The sequence below is a fragment of the Synechococcus sp. KORDI-52 genome (assembly GCF_000737595.1).
GTDB lineage: Bacteria > Cyanobacteriota > Cyanobacteriia > PCC-6307 > Cyanobiaceae > Parasynechococcus.
In genome coordinates this window covers 1,048,544-1,068,716 of record NZ_CP006271.1, presented here as the reverse complement: position 1 = coordinate 1,068,716, position 20,173 = coordinate 1,048,544, and the positions used below count along the sequence as shown (strand labels likewise).

Annotated in this window: 24 protein-coding genes and 1 tRNA gene; 13 read left to right on the top strand and 12 right to left on the bottom strand. The window is 63.0% G+C overall.

Going from position 1 to position 20,173, the window contains the following annotated elements; translation table 11 throughout:
* Positions 1–427 precede the first annotated feature (427 nt).
* From gluQRS to KR52_RS05370, 3 genes are all read right to left on the bottom strand, one after another.
* Complete coding sequence (gluQRS, locus tag KR52_RS05380) at positions 428–1,309, bottom strand: tRNA glutamyl-Q(34) synthetase GluQRS (protein WP_038553387.1); 882 nt, start codon at positions 1,307–1,309, stop codon at positions 428–430.
* Positions 1,310–1,358: 49 nt separating this feature from the next.
* Positions 1,359–1,634, bottom strand: coding sequence for an HU family DNA-binding protein (locus KR52_RS05375; RefSeq protein ID WP_006850925.1), 276 nt, complete (start codon positions 1,632–1,634; stop codon positions 1,359–1,361).
* Between the two features lie 133 nt (positions 1,635–1,767).
* Entirely contained in the window at positions 1,768–2,421 is a 654-nt protein-coding gene (locus tag KR52_RS05370; RefSeq protein WP_038553384.1) for an MBL fold metallo-hydrolase, read from the bottom strand.
* Positions 2,422–2,467: 46 nt separating this feature from the next.
* On the opposite strand from KR52_RS05370, the gene KR52_RS05365 reads away from it, so the two are divergent.
* Complete coding sequence (locus tag KR52_RS05365; RefSeq protein ID WP_038553380.1) at positions 2,468–4,561, top strand: glycogen-debranching protein; 2,094 nt, start codon at positions 2,468–2,470, stop codon at positions 4,559–4,561.
* Positions 4,562–4,566: 5 nt separating this feature from the next.
* On the opposite strand, the gene KR52_RS05360 is transcribed toward KR52_RS05365, so the two are convergent.
* Positions 4,567–4,637: transfer RNA gene (locus KR52_RS05360), tRNA-Gly, on the bottom strand.
* A 133-nt stretch (positions 4,638–4,770) separates the two neighbouring features.
* Between KR52_RS05360 and KR52_RS05355 the strand changes: the two genes are divergently transcribed.
* The 5 genes from KR52_RS05355 to plsY all read left to right on the top strand — a co-directional run bounded on the left by KR52_RS05355 (position 4,771) and on the right by plsY (position 8,984).
* A complete protein-coding gene (locus KR52_RS05355; protein ID WP_038553377.1) occupies positions 4,771–6,099 on the top strand; it encodes an MFS transporter in 1,329 nt (442 codons plus the stop codon).
* Entirely contained in the window at positions 6,096–6,845 is a 750-nt protein-coding gene (locus KR52_RS05350; RefSeq protein WP_038553374.1) for an ABC transporter permease, read from the top strand. The genes KR52_RS05355 and KR52_RS05350 overlap by 4 nt, the downstream gene beginning before the upstream one ends.
* Complete coding sequence (locus tag KR52_RS05345; protein ID WP_038553371.1) at positions 6,842–7,255, top strand: DUF3119 family protein; 414 nt, start codon at positions 6,842–6,844, stop codon at positions 7,253–7,255. The genes KR52_RS05350 and KR52_RS05345 overlap by 4 nt, the downstream gene beginning before the upstream one ends.
* 107 nt (positions 7,256–7,362) lie before the next feature.
* Positions 7,363–8,376, top strand: a complete 1,014-nt coding sequence (locus tag KR52_RS05340) for a DUF3086 domain-containing protein (protein ID WP_038553368.1) — start codon at positions 7,363–7,365, stop codon at positions 8,374–8,376.
* Complete coding sequence (gene plsY, locus KR52_RS05335; protein ID WP_051834278.1) at positions 8,373–8,984, top strand: glycerol-3-phosphate 1-O-acyltransferase PlsY; 612 nt, start codon at positions 8,373–8,375, stop codon at positions 8,982–8,984. The genes KR52_RS05340 and plsY overlap by 4 nt, the downstream gene beginning before the upstream one ends.
* A 50-nt stretch (positions 8,985–9,034) precedes the next feature.
* Here plsY and pyrF read toward each other — a convergent pair whose 3' ends face one another.
* The 4 genes from pyrF to KR52_RS05315 form a co-directional block, all read right to left on the bottom strand.
* Positions 9,035–9,760: an orotidine-5'-phosphate decarboxylase gene (pyrF, locus tag KR52_RS05330; RefSeq protein WP_038553366.1), complete on the bottom strand. Its 726-nt coding sequence runs from the start codon at positions 9,758–9,760 to the stop codon at positions 9,035–9,037.
* Positions 9,761–9,836: 76 nt separating this feature from the next.
* The gene (locus KR52_RS05325; RefSeq protein ID WP_038553363.1) at positions 9,837–10,850 is read right to left on the bottom strand and encodes a phosphotransferase family protein; all 1,014 of its coding nucleotides are present in this window, start codon (positions 10,848–10,850) and stop codon (positions 9,837–9,839) included.
* 50 nt (positions 10,851–10,900) lie between these two features.
* Complete coding sequence (gene tyrS / locus KR52_RS05320) at positions 10,901–12,148, bottom strand: tyrosine--tRNA ligase (RefSeq protein ID WP_038553361.1); 1,248 nt, start codon at positions 12,146–12,148, stop codon at positions 10,901–10,903.
* A gap of 59 nt (positions 12,149–12,207) precedes the next feature.
* Positions 12,208–12,537 (bottom strand): DUF1825 family protein, encoded by a 330-nt coding sequence (locus KR52_RS05315; RefSeq protein ID WP_011365051.1) that lies wholly within the window; start codon positions 12,535–12,537, stop codon positions 12,208–12,210.
* Between the two features lie 200 nt (positions 12,538–12,737).
* Here KR52_RS05315 and KR52_RS05310 point away from each other — a divergent pair, with 200 nt between their 5' ends.
* The 7 genes from KR52_RS05310 to KR52_RS05280 all read left to right on the top strand — a co-directional run bounded on the left by KR52_RS05310 (position 12,738) and on the right by KR52_RS05280 (position 17,200).
* Positions 12,738–13,445, top strand: coding sequence for a response regulator transcription factor (locus KR52_RS05310; RefSeq protein ID WP_038556890.1), 708 nt, complete (start codon positions 12,738–12,740; stop codon positions 13,443–13,445).
* A gap of 38 nt (positions 13,446–13,483) precedes the next feature.
* Positions 13,484–13,798, top strand: a complete 315-nt coding sequence (locus KR52_RS05305) for a hypothetical protein (protein ID WP_051834277.1) — start codon at positions 13,484–13,486, stop codon at positions 13,796–13,798.
* 48 nt (positions 13,799–13,846) lie between these two features.
* The gene (locus tag KR52_RS05300) at positions 13,847–14,416 is read left to right on the top strand and encodes a hypothetical protein (protein ID WP_038553357.1); all 570 of its coding nucleotides are present in this window, start codon (positions 13,847–13,849) and stop codon (positions 14,414–14,416) included.
* Positions 14,416–14,988 carry a hypothetical protein gene (locus tag KR52_RS05295; RefSeq protein ID WP_038553355.1) on the top strand — a complete coding sequence of 191 codons (573 nt, stop codon included), beginning with the start codon at positions 14,416–14,418 and terminating at the stop codon, positions 14,986–14,988. Before KR52_RS05300 ends, KR52_RS05295 begins: the two co-directional genes overlap by 1 nt.
* A 5-nt stretch (positions 14,989–14,993) precedes the next feature.
* Positions 14,994–15,428, top strand: a complete 435-nt coding sequence (locus KR52_RS05290) for a hypothetical protein (RefSeq protein WP_216725537.1) — start codon at positions 14,994–14,996, stop codon at positions 15,426–15,428.
* A 63-nt stretch (positions 15,429–15,491) separates the two neighbouring features.
* On the top strand, positions 15,492–16,967 hold the full coding sequence (locus KR52_RS05285; protein ID WP_038553352.1) for a leucyl aminopeptidase: 1,476 nt from the start codon (positions 15,492–15,494) through the stop codon (positions 16,965–16,967).
* Positions 16,964–17,200 (top strand): hypothetical protein, encoded by a 237-nt coding sequence (locus tag KR52_RS05280; RefSeq protein WP_038553349.1) that lies wholly within the window; start codon positions 16,964–16,966, stop codon positions 17,198–17,200. The genes KR52_RS05285 and KR52_RS05280 overlap by 4 nt, the downstream gene beginning before the upstream one ends.
* Here KR52_RS05280 and KR52_RS15070 read toward each other — a convergent pair whose 3' ends face one another.
* The 4 genes from KR52_RS15070 to lpxA form a co-directional block, all read right to left on the bottom strand.
* Positions 17,201–17,383, bottom strand: a complete 183-nt coding sequence (locus KR52_RS15070; RefSeq protein ID WP_038553346.1) for a hypothetical protein — start codon at positions 17,381–17,383, stop codon at positions 17,201–17,203.
* 166 nt (positions 17,384–17,549) lie between these two features.
* Complete coding sequence (gene msrA, locus KR52_RS05270) at positions 17,550–18,170, bottom strand: peptide-methionine (S)-S-oxide reductase MsrA (RefSeq protein WP_038553343.1); 621 nt, start codon at positions 18,168–18,170, stop codon at positions 17,550–17,552.
* Positions 18,167–19,348, bottom strand: a complete 1,182-nt coding sequence (lpxB, locus tag KR52_RS05265; RefSeq protein ID WP_038553340.1) for a lipid-A-disaccharide synthase — start codon at positions 19,346–19,348, stop codon at positions 18,167–18,169. Before lpxB ends, msrA begins: the two co-directional genes overlap by 4 nt.
* Complete coding sequence (gene lpxA / locus KR52_RS05260; protein WP_038553338.1) at positions 19,348–20,172, bottom strand: acyl-ACP--UDP-N-acetylglucosamine O-acyltransferase; 825 nt, start codon at positions 20,170–20,172, stop codon at positions 19,348–19,350. Before lpxA ends, lpxB begins: the two co-directional genes overlap by 1 nt.
* Position 20,173: the final 1 nt, after the last annotated feature.

Genomic DNA, 20,173 nt, shown 5'->3' with positions numbered 1-20,173 from the left:
AGATGATGCCGCAATCTCGATCAATCACCCTGCCGTGTACACCGACTGGTCTGCCATTGCCCTACTGCTGTTCACCGCTGTACCTCTGTTGATCGTCGTGGCAACGGCCACATATTTCGTGATCCAGAACGACCAGAAAACGCCTCTGGGCTGAGTTTCAACTCCAAACAAATCAAGCGATCGGCCGGGTCGGACAACTGATTTTGGCCAGGCCAGGTGCATTGAGTGGCTGGTGATTCAGCGGTGCGGATTGCACAGCTGAGCTGATTTGTCCGGTTCCAAGGCATACGATGCAGGTACGGAATCGGTCCCCCGAAACCCGCTGCATTCCACTGCCACCACACACAGTGCACGTGCACATGATCCAGAGGATCAGACGATGCAGTCAGTGTGGGGCGAAAACCTTCGACCGATCCCGAAGTGTTTCTTAAGAAATCAATGCAGTGATGTCTTTATGCGTCAAGTCGTCAAGCAATTCTGTTGCACTGAGTCGTGCATCGGGTGGCACCAGCTGGAGACCTGAAGCCAGGCATCCGATCACCGCGGGCGCATCCATCCCTGCGGCACGGAGTGGTTCGAGGCCTGCACTGGCCTCACGTTTGGAGAGTTTCCGGCCACGGGCATCGCGCAACAGCGGCCCATGCCGAAACCTGGGCGGATCTTCCCCAAGGGCCGCGAACAGGCTGTGCTGAGCCGGCAACGCTTCGCGCAGATCGGCGCCACGCACAACATCGGTGATGCCGAAACTGATGTCGTCGATCACCGTGGCGAGCTGATAAGCGATGAACCCATCGGCCCTGCGAAGAACCACATCGCCACTGCCGTGGGGGTCGTCATCGGCAACCCGCAAGCGCCAACTGGGGAGCCGCTGCTGCTGCATGCCCCAGGAGTGGCGAGCCTGCCGACAGACGCCAGGATAAATCGGTTGACCGGCCAGCTCCCGCCGGGAGCAGCGACAGGCGAAAAGCCGACCGGAACGGCGTAACCAGGACAACCAAGAGTGATAAGTGCCACGTCGTTCGCTCTGCAACACGGGGGGGCCATCCCAATGCAGACCCAGCCAGATCAGATCGCGTTGGATCGCCTCGATTGCCCCAGCACGATTGCGTGGTGTATCGAGGTCGTCGATGCGCAACATCCAGCCACCACCGGCTTGCCGAGCCGCCAGCCAAGAGAGCAGGGCGGTCTGCAGGTTGCCCAGATGGAGCACCCCCGTGGGCGACGGGGCGAAACGGTCCCGGTAGCCATAGGCGGCAGCCAGGACCCGACCCGCCGTCAGATGCTGCTGCAGATGCTCCGGAACAGCCATCAAAAAAGGCGACCCACTGGGCCGCCTGAAGAACGAGGCAAAGGCGTGATCAGCCCTGAACGCGGTCTTTGAACATCTTGCCGGCAGTGAAGGCGGGAACGCGCTTGGCGGGAATCGCGATCTTCTCGCCGGTCTTGGGGTTCAGACCCTGACGAGCGGAGCGTTCACGTGGTTCAAAAGAACCGAAACCCAGGATGGACACCTTCTTGCCTTCCACGACGGAGTCGATGATGGTGTCGATGGCGGCGTCAACAACCATGGAAACGTCGGTCTTGGTGAGCTCGGTGCGAGCAGCAACCAGATTCACCAGATCAGCTTTGTTCATTGGTTCGAGAGAGTCGGGAGGCGGGAGACGGCTCAGATACGGCGTCGTGGGCTCGCCGCTGCCTTCCCCAAGCGGCCCAATCGTATGGAGAGCAACCGGTTGCTGCAAGCGAAATGTCTTGTGCCGCAACGCATTAGCCGTTCTGAGCCGCTTCACTCCACCCTTGGAAAGGCACAAGCCTCTCCCCACGCAGTGCTCCAAGCGCAGCCCCAGATAGCAGCTGTGGACTGGCATCTGGGGGGATCCATCCTCTGAGTTTGGCCAGACTGTTCAGCTGTCTGGGCCAGTGAAAGGTGCGGGCATGGCGCATGGGTGCGAGCTGACCTGGAGCCCATGGCGTCAGCAAACGCCCGCAGAACAACAGCTCATTTGGTGCCGGCGCGAACACCACACAGCTTCCTGGCGTTGGCCCCGGCGTCCACAACAGCTGCACACCACTGGTGGTGGTGTGCTCTTCAGCAAAGGTCTCCAACGGCTGAACATTGGGCAGCAAGTAGGCCTCCTGTTCCTGCACCAGGACCGGCCATCCCAGGCGCTCCTGGAGGCGACGCAGGCGCCCATGCCCTTCACGACTGGTGAGCAGGATTCTGGGACGGCGCGTTCCCGCTAGCTGGCACAGGGCGTTGAGGCTGGCCTCCGTCAACGGCGGACAGTCCACAAGCACCGGCTCCGGATCCACATCCAACCACCAGGAACTGCCGCCCTGGCTGTCGCGGTTGGGTGGAAACAACCAGAGGTCGTCACGCAGCTGCTGCGGTGGCCGACCGGCCTCAAGTGTGGTGGTCATCGCCACTGGTTCAAACAACGGACCAAACCACTAGTTTGAAGTCGAGATGCCCGAGCAGGCCTTGAGTGGCATTCACCCCGGTTCCCCCTGGCCCCTCGGCAGCAGCCTCACCAGTCGCGGCGTGAACTTTGTGCTGGCAGCGCCCGGGGCCGCCAGGATTGAACTGTTGCTCTACAGCAACGGCAACGATCGGAGTCCGACACGGGTGATCGAACTGGATGGTCGACGTCACCGCTCGGGCAACTACTGGCACGTTGAGGTGGAGGGTCTCAGGGAAGGATCCTGTTACGGCTACCGCGTCTTCGGCCCGTTGGCTCCCGGGGGTCACGGCTTCCGCCCCTCCAAGGTGCTGTTGGACCCAGCCGCGCGCGCCATCAGCGGCTGGGACGTCTACGACCGGGTGCTGGCCACCGGCCCCTCACCCAACGCCCATGCCTGCCTCAAGGCGGTGGTGTGCGAACGGGATCTGTTCGATTTCCAGGCCCATCCCAGGCCGCGCCACAGCTGGCAACGCACGGTGATCTACGAGCTGCACGTTGGGGGCTTCACCCGCCGTGAGGATGCAGGGGTCGCCGTGGAACACCGCGGCACCTACCTGGGCTTGATCGAGAAGTTGCCCTACCTCAAGGATTTGGGCATCACAGCTGTAGAGCTGTTGCCAGTGTTCTGCTTCGACCCGGCCGATGCCCCCCCGGGGCGCGACAACGTGTGGGGCTACAGCCCCTTGAGCTGGTTCACACCGCACCACGGCTACTGCAGCAGTGGCGATCCGCTGCAGGCCCGCCATGAGGTGCGCCAACTGGTGGCCGCCTGCCATGACGCCGGCATCGAAGTGCTGCTGGATGTGGTCTACAACCACACCACCGAGGGCAACCGGCATGGCCCCACCCTGAGCTGGCGCGGCTGTGCCGATGACGTCTACTACCACCAGAACGACGTTGGCGACTATCAGGATGTGAGTGGCTGTGGCAACTCGATCGCCGCCAATGCACCGATCAGCACCCAGCTGATCCTTGAGTCCATGCGCTGCTGGGCCCTGGAACTGGGGGTGGATGGCTTCCGCTTCGACCTGGGCATCGCCCTGAGCCGCGGCGACCAGCTCAAGCCCCTCAATGATCCGCCCCTGTTCACAGCGATGGAGGCCGACCCGCAGTTGAGCGACCTCAAATTGGTGAGCGAACCGTGGGACTGCGGCGGTCTGTATCGCCTGGAGGATTTCCCCGCCGAGCGGATCGGCACCTGGAACGGCCATTTCCGCGATGGGGTGCGGCGGTTCTGGAAAGGGGACGACCACAGCACCTGGACGCTGGCCCAACGGTTCAAAGGCAGCCCCGATCTCTATGACGGCAAGCCCGTGGCCCTGGGGCGTTCGGTGAACTTCATCACCGCCCACGACGGCTTCACCCTGGCGGATCTGGTGAGCTACAACCGCAAGCACAACCTGGCCAACGGTGAAGACAACCGCGACGGCGAAAACCACAACAACAGCTGGAACCACGGCATCGAAGGCCCCAGCAGCAATCCCCTGATACATACCCTTCGGCAGCGACAGCAACGCAACCTGCTCTGCTCGCTCCTGCTGGCCCGTGGCGTGCCGATGCTGCTGATGGGCGATGAAGTGGGCCGCAGCCAGGGAGGTAACAACAACAGCTGGTGCCAGAACAGCCCACTCGGTTGGATGGTCTGGGATGAAGACCACTGCGACATGGAGCTCAAGCAGTTCCTGCAGCGGCTGCTGCGTCTGCGCCAGGCCCTGCCACAGCTGTTCAATCCGCTGGTGCCGCCGCGCGAAAGCAACCGCAAAGCAACGCAGCAGCAGAGCGATCTCTGGCGTCAATGGCACGGGGTGAGCCTGGCCAAACCCGATTGGGCGGCCTGGAGCCGTACCACAGCCACGAGCCTCCACAGCGGCAGCCGCGGTGCCCTGCTGTGGATGGGCTTCAACGCCTACAAGGAGAGCCTCAGTTTTGAATTGCCGATTCCCGCCTCCCCTTGGAAGCGAGTGATCGACACCTCATTGCCCAGCCCCAAGGATTTCCCCACGGAGCCGGCCAGTTTCAGCGGCGTGGAGATCCCCCTGCAGAGCCGGAGCCTGGTGCTACTGCTTGCCGAGGAGGAGACGACTGGCCTTCCGTTGTGATTCAGAGCGGGTGACGGGAATCGAACCCGTGTCATCAGCTTGGAAGGCTGAGGTCTTACCATTACACAACACCCGCGTAGTACAAACAAACCACTGCCCCCTCTGGACTGGTGGTGTCGTAAGCACGCATTCATTATGGCAATCCGCCTGCTCCAAGCTTCCGCGTGACACCGACCGACGCATCCCTGAAGGGATCCCGCCGCAGGCTGATGCTTGCCTACGGCCTGGGGGATGCCGGGACCGGGCTTGCCGCAACCCAGCTGGGCTTTTACCTCTTTCCCTTTTTCACCTGCGCCGCAGGCCTGCCGGCCATCGTCGCCGGCTCCCTGCTCACGGTGATCAAAGTCTGGGACGCGCTGAATGACCCGCTGATCGGCTGGCTCAGCGATCACACCCACAGCCGCTGGGGTCCCCGCCTGCCCTGGATGCTGACCGCAGCCCTGCCATTGGGCATCAGCCTGGCGGCGATGTGGTGGGTCCCCCCGGGGGACACCTGGCAACGCACGGGGTACTACGTGCTGATGGCAATCCTGCTCATGAGCGCCTACACCAGCGTCAATCTGCCCTACGCCGCCCTCAGCACCGAACTGACGCCGGACACCGCCATTCGCACCCGACTTAATGCAGCGCGGTTCACGGGATCGATTCTTGCGGGCCTGAGCGGCCTGATCGTGGCCTCCGTGGTGCTGAGCGATGGAGGCGGAGGGTATCTGGCCATGGGCCGGATCACGGGCAGCATCGCCGCCGCCGCCACGCTTCTCTGCTGTTGGGGCCTAGCCCCCTATGCCAAGCAGGCCCAGCGCCCTGTCCCCAACAGAGAGGCGCCCATGCAGCAATTGAAACGGGTGCTGGCCAACCCGCGCTTCCGACAGGTGCTGGGGCTGTATCTGCTGCTCTGGTTCGGCCTGCAACTGATGCAGGTGGTGGCCCTGATCTGGCTGGTGCAGGTGGTACATGTGCCAACCAACCTGTCCACCTGGATCCTCCTGCCCTTCCAGATCTCCGCACTGCTGGGCCTTCAGCTCTGGAGCACCCTCAGCAACCGCAATGGCCGCGTCGCCACGCTGCGCTGGGGCGCGGGGCTGTGGATCACGGCCTGCCTTCTTTCAATGGTGTTCCCTCCCCTCCCCTCCGACCCCGGCCTGTTGCAACTTCTGCCGCTGGTGGGATTGATTGCTCTGGTGGGGGTGGGTGCCGCCACCGCTTACCTGATTCCTTGGTCGCTTCTGCCCGACGCGATCGACGCCGATCCCAGCAAACCTGCCGGGCTTTACACCGCCTGGATGGTGTTCGCCCAAAAGCTGATTATCGGCCTGACCATGTCGGTGTTCGGCAGTCTTCTCTCTCTCACGGGGTACATCTCTGCCAAGGACGGAAACTGCAGCGGCGCGTTGAGTTTCATCGAGCAACCGGATTCAGCCCTGCTGGCGATCCGCATCTGCATGGGTCTGCTGCCGGCCATTTTTGTGCTTTTGGGCCTTGCAGTGATGCGAGGCTGGCCCGACCGTGGAGCTCACCTGCAGAAGGTTGCCGGATGAACACGCCACGCTCGATCAAACGCTTGGGCTCCAGCCTGTTGATCGGGGGCCAGGCCGTGGCCGCGACCCTGCGCGGCCGAATCAACCGTGGCGAGCTTTTCGATCAATTGCTGGAGGCAGGCCCAGGGAGCGTGCTGATCGTGCTGATCATCTCCGTAGCCGCAGGCTCGGTGTTCAACATTCAGGTGGCCGCAGAACTAACCCGCCAAGGAGCGGGATCAACAGTGGGGGGGATCCTGGCAATCGGCCTGGCCCGGGAGATTGCCCCCCTGCTCACCTCCTGCCTTCTGGCGGGCAAGGTGGCGACCGCCTACGCCGCGCAGCTGGGCACGATGAAGGTGACCGAACAGATCGATGCCATCACGATGCTGCGTACCGATCCAGTGGAGTACCTGGTGGTGCCCCGGATGATTGCGATGGTGGTGATGGCACCGGTGCAGTGCTTCTTCTTTTTTCTCGTGGCAGTGTGGTCGGGCCAACTCACCAGCACGGCCCTCTACAACATCCCTCCGGCAGTCTTCTGGACCTCGGTGCGCACCTGGATGGACCCGCTCGACCTGCCATTCATGCTGGTGAAAGCCATTGTGTTCGGGCTGATCATCGCCACGGTGGCCTGCGGCTGGGGCCTCACCACCCGAGGCGGCCCCAAGGAGGTGGGCACCAGCACCACCGGTGCGGTGGTGATGATCCTGATTCTGGTGGCCCTGATGGATGTTGTTCTTACCCAGGTGCTGTTCGGAGCATGAGTTCACCCCCCGCCCCCGTCACCCTCGAACCGGATATGCGGCTGCCGCTGCTGGTTGTAGCCCTTGGCCTGGCCCTGCTGCCGCTGCCACTCTCCCCCTGGCCCACCCTGGTGGTGGCTCTGTTCGGCCTGTTTCTGCTGATCCAGAGCGCCAGCCTGCGGCTGGAATTCAAGGAGGATGCTCTGGTCGTCTGGCAGAACAGCCGCGAGCTGCGCCGCTTCCCCTACGACCAATGGCTGAGCTGGCGGTTGTTCGCCCCCTGGCTGCCGGGCCTTTTTTATTTCCGCGAAACCCAGAGCATTCACTTCCTGCCGATCCTGTTCAGCTCCAAGGAGCTGCGGGAACAGCTGGAACTGCGGGTGGGAAAACTGGAAGTGCCGAAAGACAACACGAACGCAAGCCAGCAATAGCACGATTTCGTGTTGAATTCGTGAGAATATCCATCCAATTTCGTGCACCCATATCTCAGTTGTGATGCCAGCTGTTTTTCTGCGGTCTGGTCGGCTGGAATGGAGGGATGGAGAGCACGGCAGCTGACGCAATGCCCGACAACACCGACCTGACACCTCAGGCGCCAGAACCCGAGCCGGAGCAGGCCCCTGCGCAATCCAGCAGCGGAGCACCGTTCGAAACCAACTCCAATCCAACCGCGGCAGAAGCCAATCCTGTGATGGAGCTGGCGCTCAACGATCTGCAAGAGCGCCGTGATGCCCTCAAGGCGGAGATCGCTGCATTGACCTCCCGCAAAGAGCAACTCGAGACCGAACTGAAGGCCAACTTCGCCGGCCAATCCGATGCCATTGCGCGCCGCGTGAAGGGCTTCCAGGAGTACCTGGGTGGCGCCCTGCAGGACCTGGTGCAGAGCGTGGAAAACCTGGAGCTGGTGGTGCAGCCGATGGTGGTGCAGCCCTCGCCTCTGGATCAGGCAGCAGGCAGCACTACGACGCCGGTCAATACCGCTGAGAGCACACCACCTCCAGCGGTGGCGGACACCTTCCGCCCCGACGAAGCCCTGATCCGCCAGACCCTGGAGCGGTTCCTCAAACAGCCCGACGTCTACGCCGACCCGTGGAACCTGCGGCGCAGTATCGACGCGCGCGACACGACCCTGCTGGAGGACTGGTTCTTCAATCAAGGCGGACGTGGCGCCCAGCCCAGCCGCGGCACCCGGCCGCGCAACATCCTGGTGAGTGCCGCCCTGATCGCGGTGATCGGTGAGCTCTACGGCGATCAGTTCCAGTGCCTGGTGCTGGCTGGTGGGCCCGAACGGCTCGGTGAATGGCGGCGCGGACTTCAGGACGCCCTCGGCCTTGGCCGAGAAGACTTTGGCCCCAGCAGCGGCATCGTGCTGTTCGAACGCCCCGAAGCCCTGGTGGAACGGGCCGACAGGCTGGAGGAGCGGGGCGAAGTGCCGCTGATCCTGATCGATGCCGCAGAGCGCAGCGTGGACATTCCTGTGCTTCAGTTCCCCCTCTGGCTGGCCTTCGCGGCCGGACCGGGTGAACGCCTCGACGACGACGATCTGCTGTGATCCAAACAGCTCTAACCTCACTGCTGCTCCTGGCCATCGGCTACCTGCTGGGAGCCATCCCCAGCGGTTACCTCGCCGGCCGCTGGCTCAAAGGCATCGACCTGCGCCACTGCGGCTCCGGCAGCACCGGCGCCACCAACGTGCTGCGCAACGTGGGCAAAGGGCCCGCCCTGGTGGTGTTCCTGATCGATGTGGGCAAAGGCACCCTGGCGGTGCTGCTGGCCAAAACCGTTGGCTTGAACGACTGGGTGCAGGTGCTGGCGGGCCTGGCGGCCTTGGCGGGTCACATCTGGCCGGTGTGGCTGGGCTGGAAGGGGGGCAAGGCGGTGGCCACCGGCCTGGGCATGTTCCTGGGCCTGGCCTGGCCGGTGGGGCTGGCCTGCTTCGGCCTGTTCATGGCCGTAATCTCGATCTTCCGGGTCGTGTCGCTCTCCAGCGTTGTGGCCGCCATCGGATTGCCTGTGATGATGGGGCTCTCCGGCGGCGGCAGCGCCTATGTGGCGGTGTCGCTTGTGGCCAGCCTGATGGTGCTCTGGCGCCACCGCAGCAACATCGAGCGGCTGCTGGCGGGCACCGAACCCAAGATTGGTGCGAAAGCCAAGGGCTGAGCTGGCTCCTTGATCACAACGAGCTCACACAACAAATTGGAGCGCGCCGATCAAAGCTCCCCACAACAGGCTGCAAATGCGGCGCTGGGGTCGTCGGCTTTGGTGATCGGCCGGCCGATCACCAGCTGACTGGCCCCCGCGGTAATCGCCTCAGCCGGCGCCATTACCCGGGCTTGATCACCAACAGCAGCACCTTTGGGACGAATCCCCGGCGTCACCAGCGCGAACGGTTCAGGGTGCTTCAACCGCAATACCGCGGCCTCCAGGGGTGAGCACACACAACCGCCGATTCCGGCAGTCGCCGACAGCTGCGCCAACGCCGGCACCCGTTCGGCGATGCCCTGAGCAATGGCGAGCTCCCGTTGCAGCCGTTGCTCCTCCCAGCTGGTGAGCACCGTCACCGCCAGCAAGGTGGGTGCGGGTTGACCGGCACCTTGGGCTCCTTCCTCTGCCGCGGCCTGGGCTGCCTGGAGCGCTTCCCTGCCGGCGCAGGCATGCACCGTGATCAGCTCGGCCCCCAGCGCCGCTGCCCGCCGGCAAGCACCGGCCATCGTGGCCGGGATGTCGTGAAATTTGAGGTCGAGGAACACCCGCAGCCCCTGCTCACGCAGCTGGGCCACCACCTCAGGCCCCGCCTGCACGAACAGCTCCAGGCCCACCTTCACCCAGCGCAGCCCATCCACCTGGGCGGCAAAGCGCAGCGCCTGATCCGGGGCCATTCCATCGAGGGCCACGATGATCCGATCGGCGGGGTCAGCAGAGAGCGACGGAGCCAAGGCAAGCGAATGATCCAAAGTCCATCCTGTCGCGCCGACCAGCGCATCTCAACGGTTGTTCAATCTCACCGGATAGTCAGGCTAATGGTGACAACGTGAGGCCGGTCATTCGCTCAATGAAGGCCAGATACTCGCATTGTGATGACGGCTTGCGCAGGAATTCGGGGCCGATACCAGCCACACCGAGGGCTAACACCCGGAAGATGTGAAAAACACGAAAAAGCTTGATGCGCTGATGATTCAGGGGCCTGATCACTTGATACGCCCCAAGAACTCCATCAACGAACTGTTCACAAAGATGAGGTGAAACTGTCGGATCAATCTGGCGAGTAAAAATCAGATGAATATTCATCGTCGAGGCCAGATCCAAAGCAGGATCAGAGATCCGAAAGTCCCAATCCAGCAAGCCTGAAACAGCACCATCTCTAAACATCACATTACCTGCGTGATAGTCACCATGAATCACAGCAAGATCGTCACCATCGAGGGGTAAATGATCACGAAGCCAAACCATCAGATCAGCAGCCCAGGGGGTCGTCTGCTCAACAAAATCCAATGCCTTTTGATGAACAACAGGGCTTAGAAACCGCTCATCCGGAACACCAGCCCGCCTGAACGACTCAACAATAGGCCTCACATCCAGCTCATGCATGCGGGCCATCGACTCCCCCAAGATCGAGGCAAAGACCTCCGGTTTCTGCTCAAACAACGGGTCACCCGGCACCAGATCCATCACCGCAAAGACACCCCCCAGGACTGATTGATCTGCACACACGTGATGAATCACAGGAACCTTCAGGCCCTGCTGATTCAGGATCTGATGAACAACCTGATGATGCAAAAGCTCCTCCACCTCACGCGCTGGACGCAGAATCCGAAGCACTCTTGGTTCCTGACCAACAAGCTTGAAGCGATACAGCCGGGCATCGAACCCCCCGGTCAGCCGCGACGGTTCAACGTCATAAGCGACGCGGCCTGACGATTTCGATTGCATGTAAGACAAGAAATCAGCAGTGATTTGCTGATCGGATCTGAACTCAGTTTCAAGGGCTAGCGCTGGCATCGTTCTTCGCTCGGATGAACGCACCATCGCGCCAGATCTCTTGCGGCGGATCCCCCAAAAGGGGGAGATCCGGCGACTCAAGCCACCAGGCGGCGGAAGGTTTTCTTACCCAGCTGCAGAACCTTGCCCTCCAGTTCCGCTGCTGAGGCGAACTCCTGATTGGGGTCGGTGATCTTCTCCCCCTCCAGCCGCGCCGCACCGCCCTTGATCTGACGGCGGGCTTCGCTGCTGCTGGCGCAGATCCCCACCGCACTGAACAGATAAAAGGCCTTGGCCGGGAAATTCACATCCGCCAGCGACGCCTCGGGCACATCAGCGCCAGCATCACCACTGCCGCCCACCAGGGTAGCGGCATCGCTCTGGGCCTTCTGGGCTGCCGGCAGGCCATGGCGACTGGCGGTCACCGCCAGGGCCATCGCCTTCTGCTTCTCGCGTGGGTTCTCCGGCAACGAAGCCAGGTCCAGGTCAGTGAGCAACGTGACGTAGTCATCGATCGCCCCATCGCCCACCTTCTCCAGCTTGGAATACATCGAGAGCGGGTCCTCCTCCAGCCCCACCACGTTGCCGAGGCTCTTGCTCATCTTCTGCACCCCGTCCAAGCCCACCAGGATCGGCAGCAGCAGGCCGAACTGGGTGCCCTTATCGAAGTGGCGCTGCAGGTCGCGGCCCATGGCCACGTTGAACTTCTGATCGGTGCCGCCCAGCTCCACATCCGCATTCACCGCCACTGAGTCGTAGCCCTGAAGCAGCGGGTAGAGGAACTCATGCAGGGCGATCGGGGTGCCGCTGCCGTAGCGCTTGGAGAAGTCGTCCTTGGCCAGCATCTGGCCCACGGTGCCGGTGCCCAGCAAGCCGATCACCGCCGGCAGGTCCATCCCCTCCAGCCACTCGGAGTTGTAGCGCACCTCCAGCCGGCCCGGGGTCTCGAAATCGAGCAGCGCCGTTTCCTTCGGCTGGTCCTGCCCCAGCTGACGCAGGTAGGTGGAGGCGTTGGCGGCCACCTGCTCCTTGCTCAGCTGCACCCGCGTGGCGCTCTTGCCCGTGGGATCGCCGATCCGCGCCGTGAAATCACCGATGATCAGCACCGCCGTGTGGCCCGCGTCCTGGAAGGCCCGCAGCTTGCGGAACAGGATGCTGTGGCCCAGATGAATGTTGCTGCCGGTGGGGTCGATGCCCAGCTTCACCCGCAGCGGCCGGCCTTCCTTTTCGGCCTGGGCCAACCGGGCTGCCAGCGCCTGATCCGCATCACTGGGATCCCCGGCCGGGAAGAGGTCGGCCATGCCCCGCGACAGCCAATCCGGCAACGACGGGGTGGAGTCCGGCATGGGGGGCGCAGCGAGCGGGTGCTGGCGATCGTACGAGTGCTGGTTCAGCTGGGGCAGTTTCAGCTGGAGGGGGGCTGCTCGATCTGCGCCTTCATCCGCTCCAGTGTGGAGTTCATCTGGTCGAACATCTGCTCAGGGGTGATGCCGAACTGACTGAGCTGGGTGCGCAGCTGCTCCACGGTGAGCTTGGCCTGGAAATCCTCGGAGAGTTCAAAGCGCTTCATGAACACCCGGTAGCGGCCCATCAGCTCCTCCATCGTCTCGATGAACTTCTTCTTGCCCTCACGGTCGAACTTGCCGTACTCGCTGCCCAGCTGCATCAGCTGCTGGTAATCGCTGAACAGGCGCTTGGCTTCGTCCTGAACGATGTCGGAATCGAAGAAGGCCATCGTCGGCGTCGCGCACTGCTTCAGGGAAGTCTGCCAAGGATTCACCAGCGGCAACGGGGGTGATCGCCGCACCTTGTCTTGGCATCAGCGGAGAGGTTTTGTACGGTCTTGCTGACCCGCACCACCCTCCGGCGGCATCCCATTCATGGTGAGTTTCGGGCCGCCCTCAGGATGTGGACTTCACAGCTCAGCTCGGCGCGATGCGTGAGCTTCCCCAGCGTCACCGACCCCTGTTAGAGGGGCGTCGCATCATGGTTGCCAGCGCCGATCGCGTGTTGATCAGCGGCCTGGTGCACAGCCTCGATGGCATCGGCTCCCTGGTAGGAGCCGCCAGCACCGAAGCGGAAGCCCTCGCCTGCCTCAGCAGCACGGCCGCTGATCTGCTGATCTGCAGCGACCAGCTCGAGCGCGGTAATGGCCCCTCCCTGGTGGCGGCCGTCAAGGCCCAGCAGCCGTCCCTGCGTTGCCTGATGCTGATTCAACGGCCGTTACTCAGCACAATTCACGCCGCGGCCAAGGCGCAATGCGAGGGGCTCTGCAGCCATGAGCGGATCGGCAATGGCGGGCTGCTCAGCGTTCTGCGCGCCATGGAGAGCGATGGCAGCCACATGGATCCAGTGATTGCCGGAGTGGCCAACCACGACCGCTGCGTCAAAGGCGTCGGTCATCCCCTCAGTGATGTGCTGAGCCTGCGGGAGGAAGACGTGCTGCGCGGTCTTTGCAAAGGCCTCAGCAATCGGGAGATTGCCGATCAGCTGCACCTCTCGGTTGAAACCACCAAGCACTGCGTCACTGGGCTGCTGCGCAAACTCGATGCCAAAAGTCGCACCCAGGCGGTGCTGATGGCGTTTCAGCGGAACCTGGTAGATCCACCACTGCCGATTCCCCGCTGGACCCCCTCCACCTGAAGGACCATCCTGAGGGGACTTCGAGCGGTCCTGACGCCATGGTCCAACGCGCCGCCACCGCAGCCCTGGTGGCTCTCAGCGTCAGCAGCCTCATTCAACAGGCAGTCTTCGCCGCAAGCGAACGCACCACCGCCCTGGTGACCATCGCTGAGGCCAATGCCCGCTGCCTGATCGAAACCAATCAAATGAAGGCCGTCCAGGCCCAAGACATCGCTAATCGCTTTTTAACCAGCAAAGGAGTGAGCGACGCTGACCGTGAGGAGGTGCAAAGCGCTCCGGGCTACGACGATCTGATGCGCCGCTACATCGACGAACAGGGGGGTTGTGAGGATCTCGTGCGCCAGCTGCGCTGACGCAGCCCTTGCGCCCTCGTTAATGTCAGCCCACTCCTGCTGAGCAGCATGCCCCGCAGCCACTGGTTGGATCCCCTGGCCAGGAGGGTGCTGCAGGCCACTGGGCAGCTGCCAGCGCCACCCCGGCCGGCGTTGCCGCAGCCTGAACCGATCGCGCCCGAGCCTCCTGCGTGGGTGATGGATGTGAATCGCGCCAGCCGCGATCAGTGGCTGCAGCTGCCAGGCTGCAGCCAGGACACGGCCGATCTGCTGGTGCGACTGCAACAAGGTGGTGTGCAATTCGCCTGCGCCGATGATCTCTTCCGGCTGCTGGAGCTCCCGAACGATCTGGTCAGGATCTGGACCCCTCATCTCGTCTTCCGGTGGCATGGGGACACTCCACCGCAGCCTCAGGCCGCTCCCATCGACCTCAACAACGCCAGCGCCGATCAGCTGGCGCTGCTTGGCTGGCCAGAACAACGGCTGGCCAACCTGATGCGGGAGCGCCGACACGCCGGTTTCAAGGATCTGGCCGATCTGCAGGACCGGCTCTGCCTTCCTGCCAGCAGCGTGGAAGCCCTGATCGGCCGGGTGAGTTTTGGCAACCGCCGTGCCGGGCCCAGCCTGCCGCTGCCCTAATGCAGGGGGATCTGTTCTCCACCGGTGCGCTGGCCGTCAGCAACGGGCCCGACCTGCCCCTGCAACGGGAGCAGCTGCTCGCCTGGCAACAGCGGCTGCATGCCCATCAGGCGCCGCTGTTCCGCGGAGAAAGCGCCGGCGCTGCCCAGGGAGATCTGTTCGGCGGCAGCCCCGACGACGACGCTGCGGCCATCGATCCACTGGCCCTGACCCCCCTGGCGATGAGTTTCTGGCGCTGGCCGGAACCGTCTCACCGCGGGGCAGCGATCTATCTGGTGATGGACAGGCCAGCCCAGCTGGAGCAGCCGCTTTTGCTCTATGTGGGCGAAACCCTGGCCGCCGAGCGCCGCTGGAAAGGGGATCACGACTGCAAGGCCTACCTCGCCGCCTACGGCGAAGCCCTGCAGAGCTGTGAGCTGAGTGCCCAACTGAGCATCCGCTTCAGTTGTGATGTACCCCGGGCCACCCGGGCCAGGCGCGCCTTAGAACAGCAGTTGATTCAACGCTGGTGGCCGCCGTTCAACAAGGAAACCCGCCAACGCTGGGCCACCCCCTTCACCGCCGAGCTGTGATTCCAGTGAAAGCAGCTGTCGCCCTGCTGCTGCTGGCCCTGCCAGCCCCCGCAGCCGACCTCGTCCAGCTCCAGCGAAGTCTTCTTCGCCATGGCTTCACGATCGACGTCCAGCAGCCCCCGGGCCGGGCCTACGGACGCTTTATCCCCGCAGAACGACGGCTGGAGATCTCGCCACTCGTGGGGGAGCTCGGCATCACACGCCCCGTGCTGCTGCACGAAGCGGTGCATGCCGCCCAGAGCTGTCCCACAGGAGCGCTCTCGCTGATCGGCGTGCAACGCCCGGTCGATCCGGCCGTGGGGAGCCAGATTCGCTACCTGCTGCGCAACCACTACAAACCCAACAGCGTCGCCCTGGAACAGGAAGCTTTCGTCATCCAGAGCCAGCCGGATGCCGAGCAGCTGATCATCAACGCCCTGAACCAGCGCTGTTCACCCTGATGAGCGAAGGGGAAACCCATCGCGCAGGATCGCTACGCTCATTTTCTGTTCATGCCCCCAGTCATGCGCTTCTCCCTGTCCTCCACCGGTCTGCAGGAGTGGAATGGCAATGTGCTGGCGGTGGGGCTGCCCAAGGGCGATGTCGATTCCACCGCAACCGCTCTTGAACGACGCTTTGCTGGGATCACCGAAATTCTCAAGCAGCAGGAGTTCAAGGGGAAGCCGAGTGATCAACTCGTCATCACGCCCCTGAGTGAGGGTCCTCAACGCCTTGTGGTGCTGGGCCTGGGAGACGCCGATGGGATCGACGCCGACAGCCTGCGGGGCGCCGCTGCCCGAGCGGCCAAGGCATCGATCGGCTGTGACGGCACTCTGGGACTTCAGCTGCCGTGGACGGGGACAGCCGACGCAGACGCGGAAGCCGCCCGCATCAGTGCTGAAGCCGTACGGCTTTGCCTTTACACAGATCAACGCTTCAGGAAAGAGTCAGATCCGCGCAGGAGCCCCGATGCCCTTGAGCTGATCGACCTCGACCCCGCCGCCATCAGCGGTTTCGCGGCGGTCAATGCCACTTGTGCCGGCGTGGAGCTGGCCCGGGAGCTGGTGGCCGCACCCCCAAATGTTGTCACTCCAGCCGCTCTGGCAGACACGGCCGCCGGTATCGCTGGGGACCATGGCCTTGAGCTCAAGGTGCTCGAGCGGAGCGACTGTGAAGCCAGGGGCATGGGGGCCTTTCTGGCCGTCAGCCAAGGCTCCGATCTGCCCCCCAAGTTCATTCACCTGATCTACCGCCCAGAGGGCGAGGTGAAACACCGCATCGCTCTTGTGGGCAAGGGTCTCACCTTCGATTCCGGCGGATACAACCTCAAGGTGGGCGCAGCCCAGATCGACATGATGAAGTTCGACATGGGTGGGAGCGCCGCCGTACTGGGCGCCATGCGCAGCATCGCTGAACTCAAACCGTCCGGGGTTGAGGTTCATATGGTGGTGGCGTCCTGCGAAAACATGGTGAACGGTTCTGCCGTTCACCCCGGCGACATCGTCACGGCAGCGAACGGGATGACGATCGAGATCAACAACACCGACGCGGAAGGCCGCTTGACTCTCGCCGATGCCCTGCTTTATGCCTGCGAGCAAAAGCCTGATGCGGTGGTGGATCTGGCCACGCTCACCGGAGCCTGTGTGATCGCCCTGGGTGATGAGATGGCCGGGTTGTGGTCCAACAACGACGGCCTTGCGAAATCTCTGGATGCCGCTGCTCAGATGGGCGGTGAAGGCCTCTGGCGCATGCCGCTGCGTAACTCCTACAAGGACGGCCTGAAATCGTTGCTGGCCGACATGAAGAACACCGGCCCACGGCCGGGGGGTTCAATCACGGCCGCGCTGTTCCTGAAGGAGTTCGTGGCCCAGGACACAGCCTGGGCCCACATCGACATCGCCGGGCCGGTCTGGAGTGACAAAGGAAAAGGCGTTAACCCAGCTGGCGCCACGGGCTACGGCGTGCGGACCCTGGTGAACTGGGTTCTTGCCCAGTCATGAGCCGCTCCCCGGTGCGCTGGTACATCAAGGCCCAACTGGGGGTGCTTCTGCTCCCGGTGGGTCTCTGCCTGTTCGGCGAAGCTGTGAGCCGCAAGGTGGTTCAGATGCTGGGCAAGGACGGAGGACCCTGGTTCTGGTACGGAACCCTCAGCTTGATCTGCATCAACGCCGGCATCGGCCTGATGATCGACAGTGGGCTCAGCCGAGGTTTTCCTGGGCGAGGTCAGAGTTGATCAGGAGGCAACAGCCTGAAGCTCGAGCGAACGGTTTGGGGTTTCAAGCGCATGGATCTGCCACCGTGCTCGTTCAGAGCAGGTTTCCAACACCCGATCAAGATCATCCGACGCATGCTTAGGCGACGGGTAGGGACCGATGTGACGGGTGCCAAGACCATCCTTAATGGTCAGCAGATACATACAACTCTCCTCTTACTGCCTGATCGTAAGCATGGGCATAAGTTAGGTCGATTAGGGAGAACCCTTCTGTTCACTGAGAACTTGCTGAATCAATCAGGTCATCCCGCTTAATCTTTTCAACAGGTTGAGTGTTTGTTTCTTAAGGAATTCGTCGGAATTTGATGGATCAACGCCATGGACGACCGCCTCGCGCCTCATTGCCCCAGACCGAATCCAATCGACGGTCCCTCCCACAACTGAAGCGGTAGAAGCTGTACTTGATCGCGTTGTTCTCCGCATAGTTCTGGTGGTAGCCCTCAGCAGGCCAGAATCGTGCCGCCTGCCTGAGCTCCACCTTCAGCGCGGAGCGTGGTTGCTTCAACTCTCGGGCCGCCGCCTCAGCACTGGCTTCAGCAGCTCGGGCCTGGGCGGCATCAGCGGTGAAAATCACAGGCCGGTAGGAATCCCCACGGTCACAGAACTGGCCACCGCCATCGAGGGGATCCACATTGCGCCAATAACTGCGCAGCAGCTCGGCATAGCTGATCTGATCCGGATCAAAACGCACCTGAACGACCTCCTGATGCCCAGTGGTCTCACTGCTCACCTGTCGGTAGGTGGGGCGTTCCACGTGCCCGCCGCTGTAGCCACTCACGGCATCCCGTACCCCAGGGAGATCCTCCAGGTCATGCTCCAGACACCAGAAACAGCCTCCTGCAAACACCGCGGTCTCCAGCTCGGCTATGGCGGGCCGGGGCCCGCACAGCAGAACCAGGCAGGTGACCAGCAGCAGCAGCGTTCGTGTCATCCGATCACCTGATCAAAAATAGCTTTAGCAGCTCGGTCGGTGACCCCAGGATCCCCCAAGTTGGCCCGTAGCCGCTCATAGCCCTCAAGCATGGCGCGTCGTTCTGGGGTATCGGTCAACAGAGGGAGAGCCATCTCCACCAGAGCTTCTGGCGTGAGTTCGTCCTGCAGGAGCTCCGGCACCAAACGCTGTTTGAGCAGCAGATTCACTGGAGAGATGTGGTCCACATGAAACCGCAGAACGTGGCGGGCGACCCATGCCGTCAGTCGGCTCACGCGGTAGCCCACCACCTGGGGAACCCCCTGCAGGGCCAGTTCGAGATTCACGGTGCCGGATTTTCCCAAAGCGAGATCAGCTGCAGCACAGAGAGTGGTCTTCAACCCATCGGCTTCAGCGGCGGGAATCACCCGGCCATCGCGCACGCCGGCCTCTTGCAGCGCCGCAGCCAGAGGCTTTTCGAACGTCGCCAGTCCAGCGGGCAGCAGCACCTGCAGATCAGGGTGACGCTGTTGCAGCAAGGCAGCCGCCTGAGCCAACGATGGCATCAGGTAGCGCAACTCCTGAGGACGCGAGGCCGGCAGCAGCAACAGCACCGGGACCTCAGGATCCAGGCCCAATTGCTGGCGGGCTCTGCCGCGCTCGGGAAGGTTCTGAAAATTGTCCAACAGGGGATGGCCCACCCAGTCCACATCCGCACCACGGGCGGCATAGAACTCGGCCTCCGCCGGAAAAATCGCCAGAATCTTGTCGGTGAAATCGAGCAGACGGGTGGTGCTGCCATCACCGAAGCGCCATGCCCATTCCTGGGGGGCGATGTAATACGTGATCGGCAACTCGGGCCGCTGCCGCCGCAATCGAGTGCCCAGCCGCACATTGGCGCCCACGTAGTCGATCAGCACCACCCCATCCAGGGGCCGTTCCTGCAGCAACGCATCCACCCGTTCCTGCAGCCGCAGCGTGGGGAGAATCAGCGGCACGGCCTCCCATAGGCCGATCGCCCCCATCGGCGCAGTATCGGCGATCAACACCGCACCGGCAGCCTCCATTCGCGGCCCACCCAAGGCCAGCACCTCAATCTTCAGCCCCCGCCGTTCCGCCTCCGAGCGCAGGGCGCGAATCAACAGGCTGCCCTGCAGATCACCGGACACTTCCCCGGTGCTGATCAGCAGCCGAACCATCAGCGACCCTGCACCGGCATCGGGCCCCGTCGACCCTGACCGGTGGAGGACTCCAGGAACCGGCAGAAGTGCTCGGAAGCCGGCAATAAAAGCTGGCTCCGGGCCTGCTGAAGCGCATCGGCAATCACCAGGTCGGAGCGATACATCAGGGTCCAGATCTGCTGAAGTTGCTTGAGTTCAGCGCCATCGTGGTTGGTGGCCAGACCGCTGCGACGCAAGCCAACCCGGTTCAGCCCCCGCACGCGTCCCGGATGCCCCTCCACCAGGCAGTAGGGCGGAACATCACGGTCGACCCGGGTCATGCCGCCCACCATCGCCATCCCACCAATGTGGACGAACTGGTGAATGCCCAGACAGCCACCGATGACGGCACAGTCTTCGATCACCACGTGGCCCGCCACCTGAATGGCATTGGACATCACGATGTTGTTGCCGAGATCGCAGTTGTGGCCCAGATGGCAATAGGCCATCAAAAGATTGCCGTTGCCGATGCGGGTCACCTCGCCCTCTTCGGTGGCACGGTTAATCGTCACGCACTCCCGAAGGGTATTGCCATCTCCAATCACCACCTCAGTCTCAGCACCGCGGTATTTGAGATCCTGTGGCGGCAGACCAAGGCAAGCGCCCGGAAACACCTTGTTATCGCGGCCCAGGGTGAGGCGACCATCCAACACCGCGTTGGGGCCAACCGTCGTGTTCTCTCCGATCACCACCTGGGGACCCACCACGGCACCAGGCCCAATCACCACTCCTGGGGCGAGCTTGGCTTTCGGGTCCACCACGGCCGTGGGGTGAATCTGCTGTGACGCCGTCTGCTGCGACATC

Bases quoted from the DNA above. Each gene is read 5' to 3' on its own strand.
- KR52_RS05310 (WP_038556890.1), top strand. From the start codon at position 12,738: ATGCGTGAGCTTCCCCAGCGTCACCGACCCCTGTTAGAGGGGCGTCGC.
- KR52_RS05355 (WP_038553377.1), top strand. From the start codon at position 4,771: ATGCTTGCCTACGGCCTGGGGGATGCCGGGACCGGGCTTGCCGCAACC.
- KR52_RS05315 (WP_011365051.1), bottom strand. From the start codon at position 12,537: ATGGCCTTCTTCGATTCCGACATCGTTCAGGACGAAGCCAAGCGCCTG.
- KR52_RS05300 (WP_038553357.1), top strand. From the start codon at position 13,847: ATGCCCCGCAGCCACTGGTTGGATCCCCTGGCCAGGAGGGTGCTGCAG.
- KR52_RS05365 (WP_038553380.1), top strand. From the start codon at position 2,468: ATGCCCGAGCAGGCCTTGAGTGGCATTCACCCCGGTTCCCCCTGGCCC.
- msrA (WP_038553343.1), bottom strand. From the start codon at position 18,170: ATGACACGAACGCTGCTGCTGCTGGTCACCTGCCTGGTTCTGCTGTGC.
- KR52_RS05345 (WP_038553371.1), top strand. From the start codon at position 6,842: ATGAGTTCACCCCCCGCCCCCGTCACCCTCGAACCGGATATGCGGCTG.
- KR52_RS15070 (WP_038553346.1), bottom strand. From the start codon at position 17,383: ATGTATCTGCTGACCATTAAGGATGGTCTTGGCACCCGTCACATCGGT.
- lpxB (WP_038553340.1), bottom strand. From the start codon at position 19,348: ATGGTTCGGCTGCTGATCAGCACCGGGGAAGTGTCCGGTGATCTGCAG.
- KR52_RS05370 (WP_038553384.1), bottom strand. From the start codon at position 2,421: ATGACCACCACACTTGAGGCCGGTCGGCCACCGCAGCAGCTGCGTGAC.
- KR52_RS05325 (WP_038553363.1), bottom strand. From the start codon at position 10,850: ATGGTGCGTTCATCCGAGCGAAGAACGATGCCAGCGCTAGCCCTTGAA.
- KR52_RS05280 (WP_038553349.1), top strand. From the start codon at position 16,964: ATGAGCCGCTCCCCGGTGCGCTGGTACATCAAGGCCCAACTGGGGGTG.
- KR52_RS05375 (WP_006850925.1), bottom strand. From the start codon at position 1,634: ATGAACAAAGCTGATCTGGTGAATCTGGTTGCTGCTCGCACCGAGCTC.
- KR52_RS05295 (WP_038553355.1), top strand. From the start codon at position 14,416: ATGCAGGGGGATCTGTTCTCCACCGGTGCGCTGGCCGTCAGCAACGGG.
- KR52_RS05305 (WP_051834277.1), top strand. From the start codon at position 13,484: ATGGTCCAACGCGCCGCCACCGCAGCCCTGGTGGCTCTCAGCGTCAGC.
- gluQRS (WP_038553387.1), bottom strand. From the start codon at position 1,309: ATGGCTGTTCCGGAGCATCTGCAGCAGCATCTGACGGCGGGTCGGGTC.
- tyrS (WP_038553361.1), bottom strand. From the start codon at position 12,148: ATGCCGGACTCCACCCCGTCGTTGCCGGATTGGCTGTCGCGGGGCATG.
- lpxA (WP_038553338.1), bottom strand. From the start codon at position 20,172: ATGTCGCAGCAGACGGCGTCACAGCAGATTCACCCCACGGCCGTGGTG.
- KR52_RS05285 (WP_038553352.1), top strand. From the start codon at position 15,492: ATGCGCTTCTCCCTGTCCTCCACCGGTCTGCAGGAGTGGAATGGCAAT.
- KR52_RS05340 (WP_038553368.1), top strand. From the start codon at position 7,363: ATGGAGAGCACGGCAGCTGACGCAATGCCCGACAACACCGACCTGACA.
- KR52_RS05350 (WP_038553374.1), top strand. From the start codon at position 6,096: ATGAACACGCCACGCTCGATCAAACGCTTGGGCTCCAGCCTGTTGATC.